The organism is Allorhizobium sp. GW101-3B10 (assembly GCF_059424725.1).
Genome location: NZ_JBWKZR010000001.1, coordinates 4,834,812 through 4,851,837 on the forward strand (window position 1 = coordinate 4,834,812; position 17,026 = coordinate 4,851,837).

At 63.4% G+C, this 17,026-nt stretch carries 16 protein-coding genes; 12 read left to right on the forward strand and 4 right to left on the reverse strand.

The features are described from left to right. Position 1: 1 nt before the first annotated feature. A complete protein-coding gene (locus AC07Y0_RS23605) occupies positions 2-1,621 on the reverse strand; it encodes a thiamine pyrophosphate-dependent enzyme (protein WP_498680033.1) in 1,620 nt (539 codons plus the stop codon). Between the two features lie 426 nt (positions 1,622-2,047). Between AC07Y0_RS23605 and AC07Y0_RS23610 the strand changes: the two genes are divergently transcribed. From AC07Y0_RS23610 to AC07Y0_RS23630, 5 genes are all read left to right on the forward strand, one after another. Next, on the forward strand, positions 2,048-2,737 hold the full coding sequence (locus AC07Y0_RS23610; RefSeq protein WP_498680034.1) for a response regulator: 690 nt from the start codon (positions 2,048-2,050) through the stop codon (positions 2,735-2,737). Positions 2,738-2,784: 47 nt separating this feature from the next. Then, positions 2,785-3,954, forward strand: a complete 1,170-nt coding sequence (locus AC07Y0_RS23615; protein ID WP_498680325.1) for an FIST N-terminal domain-containing protein — start codon at positions 2,785-2,787, stop codon at positions 3,952-3,954. Then, on the forward strand, positions 3,951-6,197 hold the full coding sequence (locus AC07Y0_RS23620; RefSeq protein WP_498680035.1) for a hybrid sensor histidine kinase/response regulator: 2,247 nt from the start codon (positions 3,951-3,953) through the stop codon (positions 6,195-6,197). The genes AC07Y0_RS23615 and AC07Y0_RS23620 overlap by 4 nt, the downstream gene beginning before the upstream one ends. A 74-nt stretch (positions 6,198-6,271) precedes the next feature. Beyond that, positions 6,272-6,952, forward strand: a complete 681-nt coding sequence (locus AC07Y0_RS23625) for a hypothetical protein (RefSeq protein ID WP_498680036.1) — start codon at positions 6,272-6,274, stop codon at positions 6,950-6,952. Next, complete coding sequence (locus tag AC07Y0_RS23630) at positions 6,949-7,299, forward strand: hypothetical protein (protein WP_498680037.1); 351 nt, start codon at positions 6,949-6,951, stop codon at positions 7,297-7,299. Before AC07Y0_RS23625 ends, AC07Y0_RS23630 begins: the two co-directional genes overlap by 4 nt. Before the next feature lie 18 nt (positions 7,300-7,317). On the opposite strand, the gene AC07Y0_RS23635 is transcribed toward AC07Y0_RS23630, so the two are convergent. Continuing rightward, positions 7,318-8,130, reverse strand: a complete 813-nt coding sequence (locus AC07Y0_RS23635; RefSeq protein ID WP_498680038.1) for a quinoprotein dehydrogenase-associated SoxYZ-like carrier — start codon at positions 8,128-8,130, stop codon at positions 7,318-7,320. Between the two features lie 169 nt (positions 8,131-8,299). Here AC07Y0_RS23635 and AC07Y0_RS23640 point away from each other — a divergent pair, with 169 nt between their 5' ends. Continuing rightward, positions 8,300-9,364 carry a quinoprotein relay system zinc metallohydrolase 2 gene (locus tag AC07Y0_RS23640; RefSeq protein ID WP_498680039.1) on the forward strand — a complete coding sequence of 355 codons (1,065 nt, stop codon included), beginning with the start codon at positions 8,300-8,302 and terminating at the stop codon, positions 9,362-9,364. Positions 9,365-9,373: 9 nt separating this feature from the next. On the opposite strand, the gene AC07Y0_RS23645 is transcribed toward AC07Y0_RS23640, so the two are convergent. Beyond that, the gene (locus tag AC07Y0_RS23645) at positions 9,374-9,964 is read right to left on the reverse strand and encodes a hypothetical protein (RefSeq protein WP_498680326.1); all 591 of its coding nucleotides are present in this window, start codon (positions 9,962-9,964) and stop codon (positions 9,374-9,376) included. A gap of 170 nt (positions 9,965-10,134) precedes the next feature. Between AC07Y0_RS23645 and AC07Y0_RS23650 the strand changes: the two genes are divergently transcribed. From AC07Y0_RS23650 to AC07Y0_RS23675, 6 genes are all read left to right on the forward strand, one after another. Further along, entirely contained in the window at positions 10,135-11,262 is a 1,128-nt protein-coding gene (locus AC07Y0_RS23650; protein WP_028737966.1) for an S-(hydroxymethyl)glutathione dehydrogenase/class III alcohol dehydrogenase, read from the forward strand. Positions 11,263-11,270: 8 nt separating this feature from the next. Continuing rightward, positions 11,271-12,101: an S-formylglutathione hydrolase gene (gene fghA / locus AC07Y0_RS23655; protein WP_498680040.1), complete on the forward strand. Its 831-nt coding sequence runs from the start codon at positions 11,271-11,273 to the stop codon at positions 12,099-12,101. 275 nt (positions 12,102-12,376) lie between these two features. Then, complete coding sequence (xoxF5, locus tag AC07Y0_RS23660) at positions 12,377-14,179, forward strand: lanthanide-dependent methanol dehydrogenase XoxF5 (protein WP_498680041.1); 1,803 nt, start codon at positions 12,377-12,379, stop codon at positions 14,177-14,179. A 79-nt stretch (positions 14,180-14,258) separates the two neighbouring features. Then, a complete protein-coding gene (locus tag AC07Y0_RS23665; RefSeq protein ID WP_498680042.1) occupies positions 14,259-14,789 on the forward strand; it encodes a c-type cytochrome, methanol metabolism-related in 531 nt (176 codons plus the stop codon). Next, the gene (locus tag AC07Y0_RS23670; protein WP_498680043.1) at positions 14,749-15,615 is read left to right on the forward strand and encodes a substrate-binding domain-containing protein; all 867 of its coding nucleotides are present in this window, start codon (positions 14,749-14,751) and stop codon (positions 15,613-15,615) included. The genes AC07Y0_RS23665 and AC07Y0_RS23670 overlap by 41 nt, the downstream gene beginning before the upstream one ends. Then, a complete protein-coding gene (locus tag AC07Y0_RS23675) occupies positions 15,612-16,199 on the forward strand; it encodes a PQQ-dependent catabolism-associated CXXCW motif protein (protein ID WP_498680044.1) in 588 nt (195 codons plus the stop codon). The genes AC07Y0_RS23670 and AC07Y0_RS23675 overlap by 4 nt, the downstream gene beginning before the upstream one ends. Here the strand turns inward: AC07Y0_RS23675 and AC07Y0_RS23680 are convergent. Continuing rightward, positions 16,193-17,023, reverse strand: a complete 831-nt coding sequence (locus AC07Y0_RS23680) for a quinoprotein dehydrogenase-associated SoxYZ-like carrier (RefSeq protein ID WP_498680045.1) — start codon at positions 17,021-17,023, stop codon at positions 16,193-16,195. The genes AC07Y0_RS23675 and AC07Y0_RS23680 overlap by 7 nt on opposite strands. Positions 17,024-17,026 lie beyond the last annotated feature (3 nt).

Here is a 17,026-nt window from a genome sequence, read left to right on the forward strand (position 1 = left end):
CTCAGGTATGCGGGGTGGGGTGCAGGAAGGTCCAGGGACTGGTTTCTGAGCCGGTTTCCACCGGAACTTCGATCAGCGCCGGGCGACCCGAGGCAAGCGCCCGTTTCACCGCCTCTTCGAGCGCCGCCGGGCTGTCCGCGCGCTCCGACGCCACGCCGAAGCTTTTTCCCAGCGCGACGAAGTCGGGATTGGCGAGGTCCGAGCCGATCAGCCGCCCTTCATAGACGGTCGCCTGGTCGCGGCGGACATTGCCGAAGGCGTTGTTGTTGAACACGACCGCGACCACAGCGATGTTGTGCTGCACGGCGGTGGCCAGTTCCTGGACGCCGAACATGAAGCCGCCATCGCCCGACACCGAGACGACGGCCTTTTCCGGATTGGCGACTTTGACCCCGAGCGCCGTGTTGAAACCGAAGCCGAGATTGTCCTGGTATCCGCAGGTGACGTACTGGCGCGGAGCATAGACCGGAAAGCCGAAGCGGGCGGTAAAGCCCATCTGGCTGACTTCCTCGACGAAGAAGCCGTCCCGTGGCAACGCCCTGCGGATCGCTTCGAGATAGGTCATCTGGGGCTGCACGGCTTGCATCCGTGCGCGGGCTTCGGCACGGCAGGCGGAGAACTCCCCGCTGCGATCCGACGATGCAAGGCCAGCGAGGGCGGCGATCAGGGCGCGCGTTGCCTCCGCCGCGTCGGCGACGATGCCGACGCCGGGCTTGAGCCGCACCATTTCGGTCGGATCGATGTCGATGCGGATCGTCTTCAGCCCGGCCGGCTGCCAGCGCCAGCGCATGAACTGCAGTTCCAGCCGCGAGCCGATGCCGATCAGGAGGTCGCATTCCCTCCACCAGTCATAACCGGCCACGAGGTCGAAGGCGCAGGGTTCGTCATCGGAGACGACGCCTTTGCCGGAGCGGTGCGACACGACCGGGGCCCCGATCGCCCTGGCCAACGCCAGGACTTCCGCCCCTGCATCGACGGCGCCGCCACCCACCATGATCATCGGTCGCCTCGCCTGACGGATCAGCGCCGCGGCCTCGGCAATGCGGGCGGGGTCAGGCATGGGGGCCGGTGCCGGCTCGGCCGGCACGGATATCGCGGGACCGGTCTGGCCAAACACGTCCCAAGGCACCTCCACCGCCACGGGACGCCGCCTGCCGCTCATCATCTTTTCATAGGCTTCGGCCATGACCCCCGACGCCTCGGTGACGTGGTCGATACGACCGGACCACTTGGTCAGGCCGCGCAGCAGCGCCAACTGATCCGGAAGTTCGTGGAGCTGGCCGCGTCCCTGGCCGATCAGGTGGGACATGATATTGCCGGTGATACACATCATCGGCGCGTTCGCCCCGTAGGCCGTGCAGAGCGCGGCCCCGGCATTGAGTACGCCGGGGCCGGGCACGACCGTGAAGACACCGGGCCGGCCGGTCGATTTGGCGTAGCCATAGGCCATGTATCCGGCGGCCTGTTCGTGGCGGGTATGGATCATCCGGATCTGGTTGCGCGCTTTGTACAGCGCGTCGGAGAAGTCGTAGGTGTGGGCTCCCGGTATGCCGAAGACGGTGTCGACCCCTTGGGCGATCAACGCATCCACCATGGACTGAGCGGTGTTCTTTATCCCCATCGTCTGGTCCTTCGCGAAAATGTCTGATGTCAATTGTTAACGCGTTAATTTAATCTGCATGCCGGCCGATTGCTAGCGCAGCCGTCCGGCCCTGGCAAACTGCGTAGAAAAGGTGCGGGGCCGGGCATGCTTGCGCCACAATCTCCCGCCTAATGTAATGAATTCCTAACGGATTAAGTGCGGAAGAATGCTGATATATTGTAATGTTTTCAATAATTTGGTGATTGATTGATCGCCATTTGATGTCGCATTTTCGTCGAGAAACTCCGCAATTGCGCTACCCTCGAATCTGTGCAACAAATTACGCGTGGTTGCGTTTGGGAGAGCTCAGCCACGCTTGAGAGCGGGAATATTTTCCGTGGCATACGGGGCAGTTGGAGGCTGCTCCGCTGATGACGATCAGGAGATATTTTTGGGAGGAAAGCCATGTCGCGGGCAGAATTGTCCGACCACTTGCTTTCGATAAAGTCGGCATTGGTGATCGATGATCACCCGCTTTATTGCGATGCTCTCGCGACGACGATGGAGAGCATATTCAATACCCGACGCATTCGAACAGCAACTTCACTGGGCGAGGCGCTGCAGCAGTTGCGGATGCGCTTCTCGCCCGATCTGATCATGCTCGACCTCAACCTGCCGGATGCGTCCGGATTGAGTGGTTTCATGAAGATCAAGGAGAGAACGCCGGACATTCCGGTCATCGTCATCTCCGCGATCACCACAGAAGGGGTCGTCCAGTCTGTCATGGCCGCCGGCGCTGCGGGCTTCATCCCGAAGGATACCGGCCGGCAGACGTTCCAGGACGCGATGCGCGACATCTGGAACGGCAAGACCTATGTGCCGCCCGGCTATACCCTGCCGACGCGGGCGCAGGCCACGGACCGTTCGGTTGAAACCATATCACGCAAGATCGCCCATCTGTCGCAACAGCAGACGCGCATCCTCAGTCTGATCTGCGAAGGCATGCCGAACAAGCTCATTGCCTACGAGATGCAATTGGCGGAGGCCACCGTCAAGGCGCATATCACGGCATTGTTGCGCCGGCTCGGCGTGCACAATCGCACCCAGGCGGCAATGCTCGTGCGGGAAGTCTCGATCCGCCACAGCCTGCAGTAACGGAACCGCGAGTGGTGGCGGGTCTTTCACAGGAGGTCGGCGGCGCGGTGAAGGCTCTGGAGGATCTGGAACGCAGCCCCGCGAAGGCGGTGCGGATCGCCGTGTCCCATGCCGACGAGCCGGCCGCGGCACTTGCGGACATTCGCCGCCAGCTCGACCATGCCCGGCCGAGCTTCATCCTGCTCTTCGTGCCGAACCGGCTTTCGCCGGAGGGCATCGCCGCCGCGTTGCCGGCAACCCTGCCGGATGCCGTCGTCTTCGGCTGCACCACGGCGGGACAGATCACCCCGCGTGGCTATGAGGACGACGCACTGGTGGCCCTTGCTTTCGAGCGGGGCCATTTTCGCGTGGCTTCGACGTTGTTTACCCCGATCTCTCCGGTGTCGATCGCCGAGGTGATGCAGCAGACGGAACGGCTGGCGGAGCAATTCCGCGCCACGCCCGGTCGCAAGCGGCTGGCCCTGATCTTCGCCGACGGGCTCTCCAAACAGGAGGATATCCTGGTGGCAGCTTTGGAAGCTGGATTGAAGGACATCCCGGTTTTCGGCGGATCGGCCGGCGACGGCCTGCGGTTCGAGCGGACCCAGGTGCTGCGCAATGGCGAGTTCCACAGCAACGCCGCGCTGCTTCTGCTGCTGGAGACCGACCTCGCCTTCTGCGGCCTCGGTTTCGACCATTTCCAACCGACCGAAAGCCGCATGGTCGTCACCAAGGCGGTGCCCGAGGAGCGGCTGGTCCTGGAGATCAACGGTTCGCCGGCGGCCACGGAATATGCCCGTCTCGTCGGGGTGCCGGTCGATGCCCTTTCGCCGACCATTTTCGCCGAGAACCCGGTTCTCGTGCGCAATGGCAACATCTATCACGTGCGGGCGATCCAGCAGATTCACGGCGAGCACGGCCTGACCTTCCTGTCGGCGATCGATGACGGGCTGCTGTTGACGCTCGGTCGGGGCAAGGAGATCATTCGCACGCTCGACAGCGGGCTTACCGTCACCGACAAGCAGGGAGAGGCACCGGATTTCATCCTCGGCTTCGACTGCTATCTGCGCAAGCTCGAGATCGACAGGAAGGGGCTGGACGTGGAGGCCTCGAACCGCTTCCGCGAACGCCGCGTCGTCGGCTTCAGCACCTATGGCGAACAGCATCTCGGTGTGCATGTGAACCAGACTTTCGTCGGCGTCGCCTTCTTTCGTCCCAGGGGGAGCACGCCGCTGTGATCGATCCGAGCGACCCGTATGAAATCCAGATCGCCAAGCAGGCGAAGATCATCGAGGCGCTGATCAACCGCGCCGAGCGTGGCCATGAGGTGGGCGGCACCGCCTATTCCCTGTTCCAGTCGGCGATCGCGCTGCAGACGGAGGTCTGGGAGAAGACCAAGGACCTGGAAAAGGCGCTCGACACGCTCGGCCGCGCGTCGAGCGAACTGGAGATCGCCTATCAGGCGCAAGAGCGAATCCAGCGGAACCTCGCCGATGCCATGGTGGCGATGGAGGGCGGCTTCGCGCTGTTTTCCGAGGACAGGCTGCAGGTCTGCAACAGCCAGTTCCGCCATCTGCTGCCGGATATCGAGGAACTGATCAAGCCGGGGCTCGCCTTTGACGAGTATCTCACGGCCGTCAATTCGAGTCGCTATCTGTCGCGCGATGAGGGCGATGGCGCCGATGCCAGGAGCGGGGCAATGGCCACGGCGCAGGGACCGTCCGGGCAGCGCTTCTCCTCCTTCGTCATGGCGCTGCGCAACGATCGCTGGTTTCAGATCTCCTATCGCCAGACCAGTTCGGACAACATGGCCGTCCTGCAGACCGAGATCACCGACCTGGTGCGGGAGAACCGGCGCGAGAAAAACCGGCTGATCGACCAGCAGGCGCATCTGTTGCAGGCCGCCTTCGATCACATGTCGCTCGGCGTCTGCACGTTTTCGTCCAGCGGGGAGCTCCTGGTGCGCAACGAACGGTTCGGGGAACTGCTCGGCATACCACTACCTTTGCTCAAGAAGGGAACGCGATTCCAGCGGATCATCGAGCATATCGAGCGCCACGAGATCATCGACCGGCGGTCGCAGGGACCGGAAGTCGCCGGCTGGTTCAAGGCGCTCCGGCGCGGCGAGACCGTGCAGCGGCGCTTCCGCCGCCGCGACGGCATGAGCCTCGACATGCGGCTTCATTCGCTTCCAGACGAGGGCTTTATCGTCTCGATCATGGACGTCACCGCGGAAACGGAAGCCGCGGCCCTGCTCGAGCGGCGCGTGCAGGAGCGCACGGCCGAGCTTACCGAAGCCAACCGGCTGCTGCAGGTCCACGCGAATGAACAGACGAAGATCGAGGGCGCGCTCCGACAGGCCAAGGAGGCGGCCGAGGCGGCGCATGTTTCCAAGACACGCTTTCTCGCCGCAGCAAGCCATGACCTGTTGCAGCCGATCAATGCGGCGAAGCTTTATCTTTCGACCCTCACCGAGACCGTCGAGCAGTCCGAAGCCAGGGAAGTGGTGAGCCGTCTCAACCGATCCTTCAACTCGATCGAGACCTTGCTGCAGGCCCTTCTCGACATCTCGCGTCTCGACAGTTCGGGTGCCGAGTTCAACATCACCTCCTTCAGCCTGGGAAGCATGCTGCAGGGACTGGCGGAAGACCTGGCGCCGCTGGCTGGGGAGAAAGGCATAGATCTGACCATTGTGCCGTCGAGCCGATGGGTGACCAGCGACCAGCGCTACCTGATGCGCTGCGTGCAGAACCTGGTGGTCAATGCCATCCAGTACACCGAGCGCGGCCGCGTGCTGGTGGGCTGCCGACTGGCCGGCAACCGCCTGCGCATCGAGGTCTGGGACACCGGGATCGGCATTTCGGAGAAAGACAAAGCGCGGGTCTTCAAGGAGTTCACCCGCGGTGGCGGCGGCAAGGGCACCGGCATGGGCCTGGGCCTGTCGATCGTCGAGCGTGCGTGCCGGCATCTCGAACATCCCGTCAGGCTTGAATCGCGACTGGGCCATGGTTCGATGTTCTCGATCGAGGTGCCGCTTGCCGCGCCCGGCTACGTCGGTAGCGGAGAGAGCGCCATGGTGGAGGCGATGCCCGAAGGCAGCCTCGATCTCATCGTCATGATCGTCGAGAACGATGCCGACGAGCTCCATGCGATGACGCGCAAGCTGGAAAACTGGGGGGCCAGCGTGCTGGCGGCCGGATCGACGGCGGAGGCCGTGGCGCTGATGCAGGAGATCGGAACCCCGCCGGACATCCTGCTGGCGGATTACCAACTGGACGACGAGGATACGGGGATAGACACGATCCGGACGCTGAGGGCTCTGGCGGGCGAAGAGATACCGGCGGTCATCATCTCGGCCAATCGCCAGCGCGAACTCTTCCAACTCGGCCAGGAAATGTCGTTCTCCGTGCTCAACAAGCCGGTGCAGCTGGTGCGGCTGAGGGCCTTGATCGACTGGCAGACGCGTGGCCGGGCGGCATGAGCCAATACCGACCAATGTCTGCGGTGACTAGCGCGCCGGCGACACTAGGCTCAACGGAAAAAGGGAGGTTTGCCATGCGCGTCTTTCTGCTTCTTCTCGTCTTTCTCGGCTGGACGGCCGCGCCACTGTCGGCTGCCGAAACCTACGATCTGCTGTTCCGCAAGGGAGCTCTCTCGGGCCTCGAAGCTTCGCCACCGCCGCCTGAGGGCGCGAAGGGCAAAGACACCCTGGTCTACAAGCGGGTGGTGTCCCCCCTGAAGAAGGGCGAGTCGCCCGACAACGACACGATCGGCCTGCAACTGACCTCGGACGACAATGTCGCCCTGATCCTGCACAGGGGCCCGCAGATGCGGTTCATCGGCACCTTCCCGGCCTCGGTCGGCAATCCGCTGATCATGTACTTCCTCGAGAGCGCGCTTGCCGACATCGCCAAGCAGTCAGGTGGAAGCCCGTTTTACATGCGCAACCGGGTCAAGGAAGCCTTGCTGAAGGAAGCCGAGATCGTGCCGGTGTCGCTACGCTTCGGCAAGCGCGACATTGCCGCGAGCCAGGTGACGATCCGGCCGTTTGCCGAGGACAAGGCGCGCGCCCAGATGGGACGTTTTGCCGAACTCGCGCTCGCCGTCACCGTCTCGCAAGACATACCCGGCTGGTACTACTCGTTACAGGCAACCGTGCCGGAAGGGGCCGGCGAGGCGGACATCGGCTATACCGCAGCCGTCACTCTGTCGGACGGCGGGGAGGACAAACCATGAGACGGGTGGCGCTCTGCCTCGCGGCGATGCTGCTGGCCGCGCCGGCCGGCGGGCAGGGCGTTTCCGAGCGGTTGAATGACTATCCGACAGAGGCCCGCACCGATTATGTCTTCGGCTGCATGGCGACCAATGGTCAGAACCGCGAGGTCCTGCGCAAGTGCGCATGCTCCATCGACATTATCGCGTCGATCCTGCCCTACGAGAAATATGTCGAGGCCGAAACGGTGCTCGCCCTGCAGCAGGGGAGCGGCGAGCAACTGGCGATGTACAAGACGGCGGTCGTGTCGCAGACCATGGTCGCCGAACTCAGACGCGCCCAGGCAGAAGCCGAGATGCTCTGCTTCTGACCCTCGTTCTTCCGGGCCTCAGGCGGGTGGCCGTTTCGGCAATACCCGATCGAAGGTATTGCCTTCGGTATCGACGGCATGGACCGTGAAGTCAGGCGAACCGTTGTCGATGTAGTTGAAGCGGAAGACCGGATTTTCGCTGATGGAGATCCCGCCTTCGAGAGAGAACAGCAGCTCTTTGCCCTGGCGGACTTCGAGTTCGTTGATGAAATGTGCCCCGATGAAGAGCTGGGTGACCTGGTCCCGCTGCAAGCCGGAATAGTTCGGATGGCGAATCATGATCTGCGCCTCGCGCCGCGAGGTCTGGTCGGGGACAGGAAGGTCGAAGAGCTTAAGCCGCATCTCGCCCACGCCGGTCAGTGCTGCCGCCGAGTCCTTGGTGGCCGGCGCGGAGCAGCCGCCGGACGCCTTGACGAAGCGTCCCGTCATATAGCTGCCGTTCGGGGTCTCGGCGATGACGCGGATATTGGAATACTGGTTGACCCGGACGCGCGTCTCGAACTTCAGCGGCATCATGGCCGCACCGAAGCGGATTTCGGCGGCCACAGGCGCCGGGTTCTCATCAATCACCAGCTTGATGGCATTGATCGGGCCGCCGGTCGGATCTGTCTGCTCGATCGTCACCGGCACGGTCGCCGCGTCGTCGGCGCGATAGGGCGCGACGAGGGACAATAGTGGCGCCGCATCGCGCAGGACCGCATCGCCGACAATGGCGCCCTTGATCGTATTCCATGTCGGTCCATCGATCAGAGGATTGTCGGGCAAAGCCTCCTCGGCGCCGGCAAGGCCTGCTGCGAGCAAGAAGGACAATCCTGCCAGTACCTGTCTCATGACGGTAAGTCCCCGCTTTCAAGGACCAGACACGACATAGAGCCGTGTGGAGATGCATCATACTCCTGCGCGCCGATGCGCAGAACCGAGCCTTTCGGATGTGTTGCGGGGTAGCCGGCGCGGTCCCAGGCTGAGCGCGACCATGTTCGAGGCGGATCGGAGGTGAGATGTGTTCGAGGCATTCGTGACGATCTGCCTGCTGGCATCCGCCGATCCGCAAGGGGCCGCCGTTGCGCATGAGGTTTGCCGCACCGCGCTTCTGCCGGGCCATGCCGCGGCAAGTGAGGCGGATTGCGAGGAGCAGGTCCTTGCCAGCCCGCCCGCATGGCTGTCAAAGGGCGGTGCGGGCAAGCCGTTCTGCGCGGTGCGACCACGATCGCGTCTCGCCTTTGCCGAGGTGATGCCGGGCCTGTTCGTCCATCGCGGCGCGATCGCCGAGCCGGATGCGACGAATGCCGGCGATGTCGCCAATATTTCCTTCGTCGTCGGTGCCGACAGTATCGCGGTCATCGATTCCGGCGGCTCGCGTCAGGTCGGCGAACAGGTCTATCTCGCCATTCGCGAACACAGCGACCTGCCGATCTCGCACCTGATCCTGACCCATATGCATCCGGATCACGTGTTCGGCGCCGAGGCGTTGCGCGAGGCAGGCGCTGTGGTCGTCGGACAGCAGAACCTGCCGCGGGCGCTGGCCGATCGGGCCGGCAGTTACGAGATCAGCTTCGACCGGCTGATCGGCGCGCAGGCCTTTCTCGGCAGCCGGATCATCGCCCCGGATCGGAATGCTGCACCTTTGGAGACCATCGACCTCGGCGGGCGTGTTCTCGAGCTTCGGTCCTGGCCGACGGCGCACACTGCGACCGATCTTACGGTACTCGACCAAACGTCGCGCGTGCTCATTGCCGGCGATCTGCTGTTCGACGAATATGCCCCGGCACTCGACGGCTCGCTGAAGGGCTGGCAGGCGGTTCTCGGCGACATGATGCGCATGCCGGCGGGTCAGGTGGTCCCCGGCCACGGAGGTCCCATACTGGCCTGGCCGGAGGCCGCGGCCCCTCAATCCCGCTATCTCGGCGTGCTGGAGGCGGATACGCGCGCTGCGCTGGAGGCGGGACTGACGCTCAGCGCGGCGATCAGGACGATCGGCCGCAGCGAAGCGGGGCACTGGCAGCTGTTCGACCTGCACAATCCGCGCAACGCCACCGTGGCCTATACCGAACTCGAATGGGAGTAGCCGCAGACGCTATTTGGGCAGATGCTTGAGCAGAATCTGCGCGATCGCATAGGCGCGCTTCTCGATCAGGACCGGCGTCTCGCAGACATAGGTGAGCGCCCGCGAGCGGTCGAGATAGATGCGCTCGTTCCAGTCCATCTCTTCCTCGAGTTTGTCGATCCGGTCGAAATCCGGCGCCTTCTCCGCGCTCAATTTCGCCATTTCGATGCGATCGGCGTCAATCCTGGCCGAGAGGGCGATCTGGCTCTGCGAGTAGCGGGCAATGCCGGACATCAGGTGCTTGCGGTTCTCCGACAGCCTGTCGAAAACGCTCAGGAAGATGGCACCGAGCGCTTGCGCGTCGGACGGATGCCTGGCGACGAAATCGCGCACATGGGTTTCGGCTTCCTCCAGGCTGACGCGGCGTAGCGCCAGCACGGCGGCGAGTTCTTCCGCTTCCGGGGACAGGGCAGTCTTTGTGACGGGATGCGGCCACATCAGTCCCGCCGAGAGATTCTCCACCTTGCGCTGGATGCAGGGCCAGTCGGGGTCGGAAAAGTCTGCGGCGACGCCCGGTCCCGGGACGAGCGCCAACAGAAGCACCAGGTTCACGGCTTTCATCATGAAGTCCCTCCTCGACCTTGTGTCACTATAGGCAAACGGAGGGGGATGCCAAAGGTGCTGATTTACACACTAAGGTCGCAATTGTCAGTGCGCTTGGCTGGTCTGTACTCTCACCCCAAGGTCGCAGAAGGCCGGCATTCAATAACGCAGATACCGGGAGGCATTCCATGCGCACACGCGCTGCTCTGGCTGTTCAGGCCGGAAAACCCCTTGTCGTCACTGAAGTCGAGCTTGAAGGCCCGCGGGCCGGCGAGGTGCTGATCGAGGTCAAGGCGACCGGGATCTGCCATACCGACGACTTCACGCTGTCGGGCGCCGATCCGGAAGGCCTGTTTCCGGCCATTCTCGGCCATGAGGGCGCCGGCATCGTCGTCGATGTCGGACCGGGCGTCACCTCGGTGAAGAAGGGCGACCACGTCATTCCGCTCTACACGCCGGAATGCCGCGAATGCTATTCCTGCCTGTCGCGCAAGACGAACCTGTGCACCGCCATCCGCTCCACCCAGGGCCAGGGGCTGATGCCGGACGGCACCTCGCGGTTTTCGATCGGCAAGGACAAGATCCACCACTACATGGGCTGCTCGACCTTTTCCAACTTCACCGTGCTGCCGGAGATCGCGGTCGCCAAGGTCAACCCGGACGCCCCCTTCGACAAGATCTGCTATATCGGCTGCGGCGTGACCACCGGCATCGGCGCCGTGATCAACACCGCCAAGGTCGAGATCGGCGCGACCGCCATCGTCTTCGGGCTCGGCGGCATCGGGCTCAACGTGCTGCAGGGCCTGCGGCTGGCGGGTGCCGACATGATCATCGGCGTCGACATCAACAACGACCGCAAGGCCTGGGGCGAAAAGTTCGGCATGACGCATTTCGTCAATCCGAAGGAAGTCGGCGACGACATCGTGCCCTATCTCGTCAACCTGACCAAGCGCAATGGCGACCTGATCGGCGGGGCGGACTACACCTTCGACTGCACCGGCAATACCAAGGTGATGCGCCAGGCGCTGGAGGCCTCGCATCGCGGCTGGGGCAAGTCGATCATCATCGGCGTGGCCGGCGCCGGCCAGGAGATCTCAACGCGCCCCTTCCAGCTGGTCACCGGCCGCAACTGGATGGGCACGGCGTTCGGCGGCGCGCGCGGCCGCACCGACGTGCCGAAGATCGTCGACTGGTACATGCAGGGCAAGATCCTCATCGACCCGATGATCACCCACACCATGCCGCTCGACGACATCAACAAGGGCTTCGACATGATGCACAAGGGCGAAAGCATCCGCGGCGTCGTGATCTATTGAGTGGGCCGATGGAACTCGTATCGCAAAACCGGTGCTTCGGCGGTACACAGTCGGTCTACCGGCATAGCTCCGAGGTTTGCGGGGGCGAAATGACCTTCGGCCTCTTCCTGCCGCCGCAGGCCGGGAACCGGCCGGTGCCGTTGCTCTGGTACCTGTCGGGACTGACCTGCACGCATGAGAATGCCATGACCAAGGCGGGGCTGCAGCGCCACGCGGCGGAACATGGCCTGGCGTTGGTCTTTCCGGACACTTCGCCGCGGGGCGAAGGCGTCGCCGACGATCAGGCCTATGACCTCGGTCAGGGAGCGGGCTTCTATGTCAATGCCACGCAGAAGCCGTGGTCCCGGCACTTTCGGATGTACGACTACATTGTTTCGGAACTGCCCGAATTGCTCATGGCGGAGCAGCCGCTCAACGGTGTGCACGGTATCACCGGCCATTCGATGGGGGGGCACGGCGCCCTGACGATCGCCTTTCGCAATCCGGCGCAATTTCGTTCGGTGTCCGCCTTTGCCCCGATCGTCAATCCGACACGATCGGATTGGGGGCGCAAGCAGTTCTCCTCCTATCTCGGCGACGACGAGGCGCACTGGGTGGAGTACGACGCCTGCCTGCTGCTCGCCGAACGGGGCTGGGCCGGCGAGATTCTGATCGACCAGGGCGCGATGGACCAGTTCCTCGAACAGTTGCGCCCCGAGGCCATGGCCAGCCTGATCGCAGAGCGGCGCCAGCCCGGCGTCCTGCGCATGCAGGCGGGCTATGACCACAGCTACTATTTTGTGGCGAGTTTCGGCGAGGACCACGTGCGCTGGCACGCCGAGCGGCTCAACGCCGCGTGACAAGACTGCGCATGGCACCGGCATCAACCGGTGCCGATGTGTCGCACCAGAAGGCGACAGGTGGGTTCGCGGCTTCTTAGTGTAAGTCGCCGCGCACCTCTAACGACAGGAGGGACGTGACCAGCAGGATAATGAGATCGAAGCCTCGGACATCCGAGGTGCAAGGTCTCGGGGGATTTTCGCAAAGCCGATGCCGGGAAGGAGGAGACCGCGAGGTTTTCCCGGGGCGAAGAGGGTGGATGACCCTGATCGGCATCACTCAACGGGAGGATACAATGAAACGACTTCTCACATTGCTTGCCGTGTTGACCATAGGCGGCTCACAGGTCGCCTTCGCCAATCCGGAATTGCAGAAAATCATCGATGACCCCAACCAGTGGGCCATCCAGACGGGCGACTACGCCAACCAGCGCTATTCCAAGCTCGACCAGATCAACAAGGACAATGTCGGCAAGATGCAGGTCGCATGGACCTTCTCGACCGGCGTGCTGCGTGGTCACGAAGGCTCGCCGCTGGTCATCGGCGACATGATGTATGTCCATGCGCCGTTCCCGAACACCGTGTTTGCGCTCGATCTCAGCAAGGAAGGCCAGATCGTCTGGAAGTACGAGCCGAAGCAGGACGCGGACGTCATTCCGGTCATGTGCTGTGACACCGTCAACCGCGGCGTCGCCTATGCCGACGGCAAGATCTTCCTGCATCAGGCCGATACCACGGTCGTCGCGCTCGACGCGAAGACCGGCAAAGTCGTCTGGAGCGTCAAGAACGGCGATCCGAAGAAGGGCGAAACCAACACGGCGACCGTTATGCCGGTCAAGGACAAGCTCATCGTCGGCATTTCGGGCGGCGAGTTCGGCGTGCGCGGTTCGGTCACGGCCTATTCGATCGCCGATGGCAAGCTTCTGTGGCGCGGCTATTCGATGGGTCCCGACAGCGACACGCTGATCGATCCGGAGAAGACCACCCATCTCGGCAAGCCGGTCGGTGCCGATTCCGGTCTGAACACCTGGGAAGGCGACCAGTGGAAGATCGGCGGCGGGACGACCTGGGGCTGGTATTCCTATGATGCCGAAGAAAACCTGATCTACTACGGTTCGGGTAACCCTTCGACGTGGAATCCGGCACAGCGCCCGGGCGACAACCGCTGGTCCATGACCATCTTCGCTCGTGACGCCGACACCGGCGTGGCCAAATGGGTCTACCAGATGACCCCGCACGACGAATGGGACTATGACGGCATCAACGAGATGATCCTGACCGAACAGGAGATCGACGGCAAGGCACGCAAGTTGCTGACCCACTTCGATCGCAACGGTTTCGGCTATACGCTCGATCGCGTCTCCGGCGAACTGCTGGTGGCCGAGAAGTACGACCCCGCCGTCAACTGGGCGACCGAAGTCGTGATGGATCCGAAGTCCGACCAGTACGGTCGTCCTCAGGTCGTCGCGCAGTATTCGACCGAACAGAACGGCGAAGACGTGAACTCGACCGGCATCTGCCCGGCCGCGCTCGGCACCAAGGACCAGCAGCCTGCGGCCTATTCGCCGAAAACCCAGCTGTTCTACGTTCCGACCAACCACGTCTGCATGGACTATGAGCCTTTCCGCGTCAGCTACACCGCCGGCCAGCCCTATGTCGGGGCAACGCTGTCGATGTATCCCGCTCCGGGCAGCCATGGCGGCATGGGTAACTTCATTGCCTGGGACGGCAAGGAAGGCAAGATCAAGTGGTCTCTGCCGGAGAAGTTCTCCGTCTGGTCCGGCGCGCTCGCAACGGCTGGTGATGTCGTGTTCTACGGCACGCTCGAAGGCTACCTGAAGGCCGTCGATTCCAATACGGGCAAGGAACTCTATCGTTTCAAGACCCCCTCCGGCATCATCGGCAACGTCATGACCTACACCCATGGCGGCAAGCAGTATGTGGCTGTTCTGTCCGGCGTCGGCGGCTGGGCCGGTATCGGTCTCGCAGCCGGCCTGACCAACCCGAACGAAGGTCTCGGCGCCGTGGGCGGCTATGCAGCCCTCAGCGACTATACCGCGCTCGGTGGTACGCTCACCGTGTTCTCGCTGCCGAACTGACGGCAGCCCAACGCCAATGAAGCTGGCGCGGGTGACATCAGCCCGCGCCAGTTCGTTCTCTGGCCCAAAAGGACGCAACATGACCAGAAGACTATCAGCTCTGCCGACCTCGCTTGCCGCCTTGGCGCTGTTTGCCAGTGCAGCAACGGCGCAGGATGCGGAAAAGGTCGACAATATCACTGCCGTTACCAACGAGAACGGCCGGTACTACACCGCGGATGGTGTGCCGACCTTCAATATTGCTCCGGACGGTACGATGGACTGGATGACCTATTCCGGCTTCCGTCGCTATCATTCCGAATGCCATGTCTGTCACGGACCGGAAGGCGAAGGATCGAGCTATGCGCCGGCGCTGAAGAAATCGGCGATCGACCTGGACTACTACGCCTTCGTCGACGTGGTGACGAACGGGCGGAAGAAGGTCGATGCCGCGCAGAACTCGGTGATGCCGTCATTCGGCCAGAACGCCAACGTCATGTGCTATCTCGACGACATCTATACCTATCTGAAGGCGCGCGGCGCCGAGGCGTTGCCGAGAGGCCGGCCGGGCAAGAAGGAGCCGAAATCCGATGCCATCCGTCAAGCGGAAGCCGATTGCCTTGGCAACTAGTCGCCTGTCCGTTCTGGTGAGCCTGCTTCTCGCCGTGGGCGCCGCAGCCCCGGCGGCGGCGCAGACCTCCGACCTCGTGTCGAAAACGGCCTTCCGGGTCTGTGCGGACCCGGCCAACATGCCCATGTCCGACAAGTCGGGGGCGGGGTTCGAGAACAAGATCGCCGAACTGCTGGCGGCCGAACTCAAGCTGCCGCTGGAATATACCTGGTTCCCGATGGCGACCGGCTTCATCCGCAAGACCTTGCAGGCCTATAATTGCGACGTCGTCATCGGCTATGCGCAAGGCGACGAGATGGTGCTGAATACCAATCACTACTACACCTCGGGCTTCGTCTTGATCGTGCCCACGGACGGCCCGCTCGCCGGTGTCACGGCCATCGGCGACCCTGCGCTGAAGGACAAGCGCGTCGGGGTGGTCGCGGGCAGCCCGCCCGGAACCCATATGGCGCTTCACGGCCTTCTGGCCAAGGCCAAGGGCTACGACCTGATGGTGGACCGACGCTACCAGGATCCGGCCGGGGATATGCTGGCCGACCTGAAGGCCGGCGTCATCGATGCGGCGATCCTTTGGGGGCCGATCGGCGGTCCCCTGGTCAAGCAGAGCCACCCGGATTTCAAGGTGACGCCGCTTCTTGCCGAACCGCTGCCGCCGAAGCTTTTCTACCGCATCACCATGGGCGTCCGGCAAGGTGAAAAGGTCTGGGAGCGCAAGCTCAACTCGCTCATCCGCCGCAATCAGGCAAGAATCAACCAGATCCTGATGGAGGCGGGCGTGCCACTGCTGAACGACATGGGCACGGCCCCGCTGGAGGCAGCAAAATGACCCGTACGCAGCTGCTTCTTGTCGGCATGCTTTTGCTGGTTCCGACGGCGCCTGCGGCGCAGGAAGCGGCCGCGACACAGGGGGCAACCCGCCAGACAGTCGAGGAGCCGGCCGCTTACCGGGAAGACGAATATCGTGCTCCGGTGCCGGCGACGCTTGCCGGCGCGACGGTCGTTTCGACCGCCGAAGCGCATGCACTGTGGGAGAGCGGGGGCGCGGCCTTCATCGACGTGCTGCCACGGCCACCCAAGCCGGCAAAGCTGCCCGAGGGCACGGTGTGGAACGAGAAGCCCCGCATCTCGATCGAGCGCGCGATCTGGCTGCCGAATACCGGCTATGGCAAGCTGGCGGACCCCACGCTCGCCTATTTCCGCAACGGTCTGGAAAAGGCGACCGGGGGCGACCAGACGAAGCCGCTGCTGTTCTTCTGTCTTCCCGACTGCTGGATGTCGTGGAACGCAGCCAAGCGCGCGCTCGAGCTTGGCTATGGCAAGGTCTACTGGTATCCGGAGGGCAGCGAAGGTTGGGCCGCGGCCGGCCATCCGACCGTGCAACTGCAACCAGAGCCTGGCGCCGATCAGTAACTCGTCAGTCTCTGCGTCTTGCGGCCGACCGTCCCGTCAGTATCGGTCATCGTCACGTCGATCACATGGGTCGCTGCCGGGATCGACAGGTGGAATTCCGGGTTTTCACTGAGCGAGATCGAGCCCGTGAGCTCGGCAAAGGGGCGCCCGTCCAGATCGATCTCCACGGTCTCGACATAACGCATCGGAATGAAGAGCAGGCTGATCTGGTCCATCTGCATGCCGGAATGGCTGGGATGGCTGATCTTGAGGTTCATCGACACCTGCTGGTTCCTCAGCCGCGCGAGATTGGCCAACAGATGGCCATCGTCGGTCCCGCGCTCATGGCCGATCTCGATCTCCATATTGCCGAGCGTCGCCAGCGCTGCCTCCGGGTCGCTGCCGGGCGGCGCCGCACAGGCGCCCTGACCCGATGTCTTGACGAAGCCCTCCGCGGCCAGCAACTGACCGTCGGTCAGTTCGCCGACGACGTGAACAGGCGTCGGACCGTTGACCCGCAATGTCGTTTCGACGGCGACGCGCGCCATGGGCTGGGACAGTCGCAACACCGCGGAGACCGGCATAGGATTGCGATCGAGCACCAGCGTGACTTCCCTGATCATCTGGCCCGGCGGTGCGGCGAGCGTTGCGCCGATGACTGTCCTTGCGTCGTTTTCGGAGCGATAGGGCGCATCCAGGGTGATGATTCCGTCGGCGGCGGCGATCGGTCGTGCGCCGAACAGCTGCTGCCGGATATCGGACCATTCGTCTTCGGCGCAGGCGGGACCCGACGATAGGAGTGCCAGGCCGAAGGCCACGGCAAGAAGACGCGAATGCGAACGCATGGG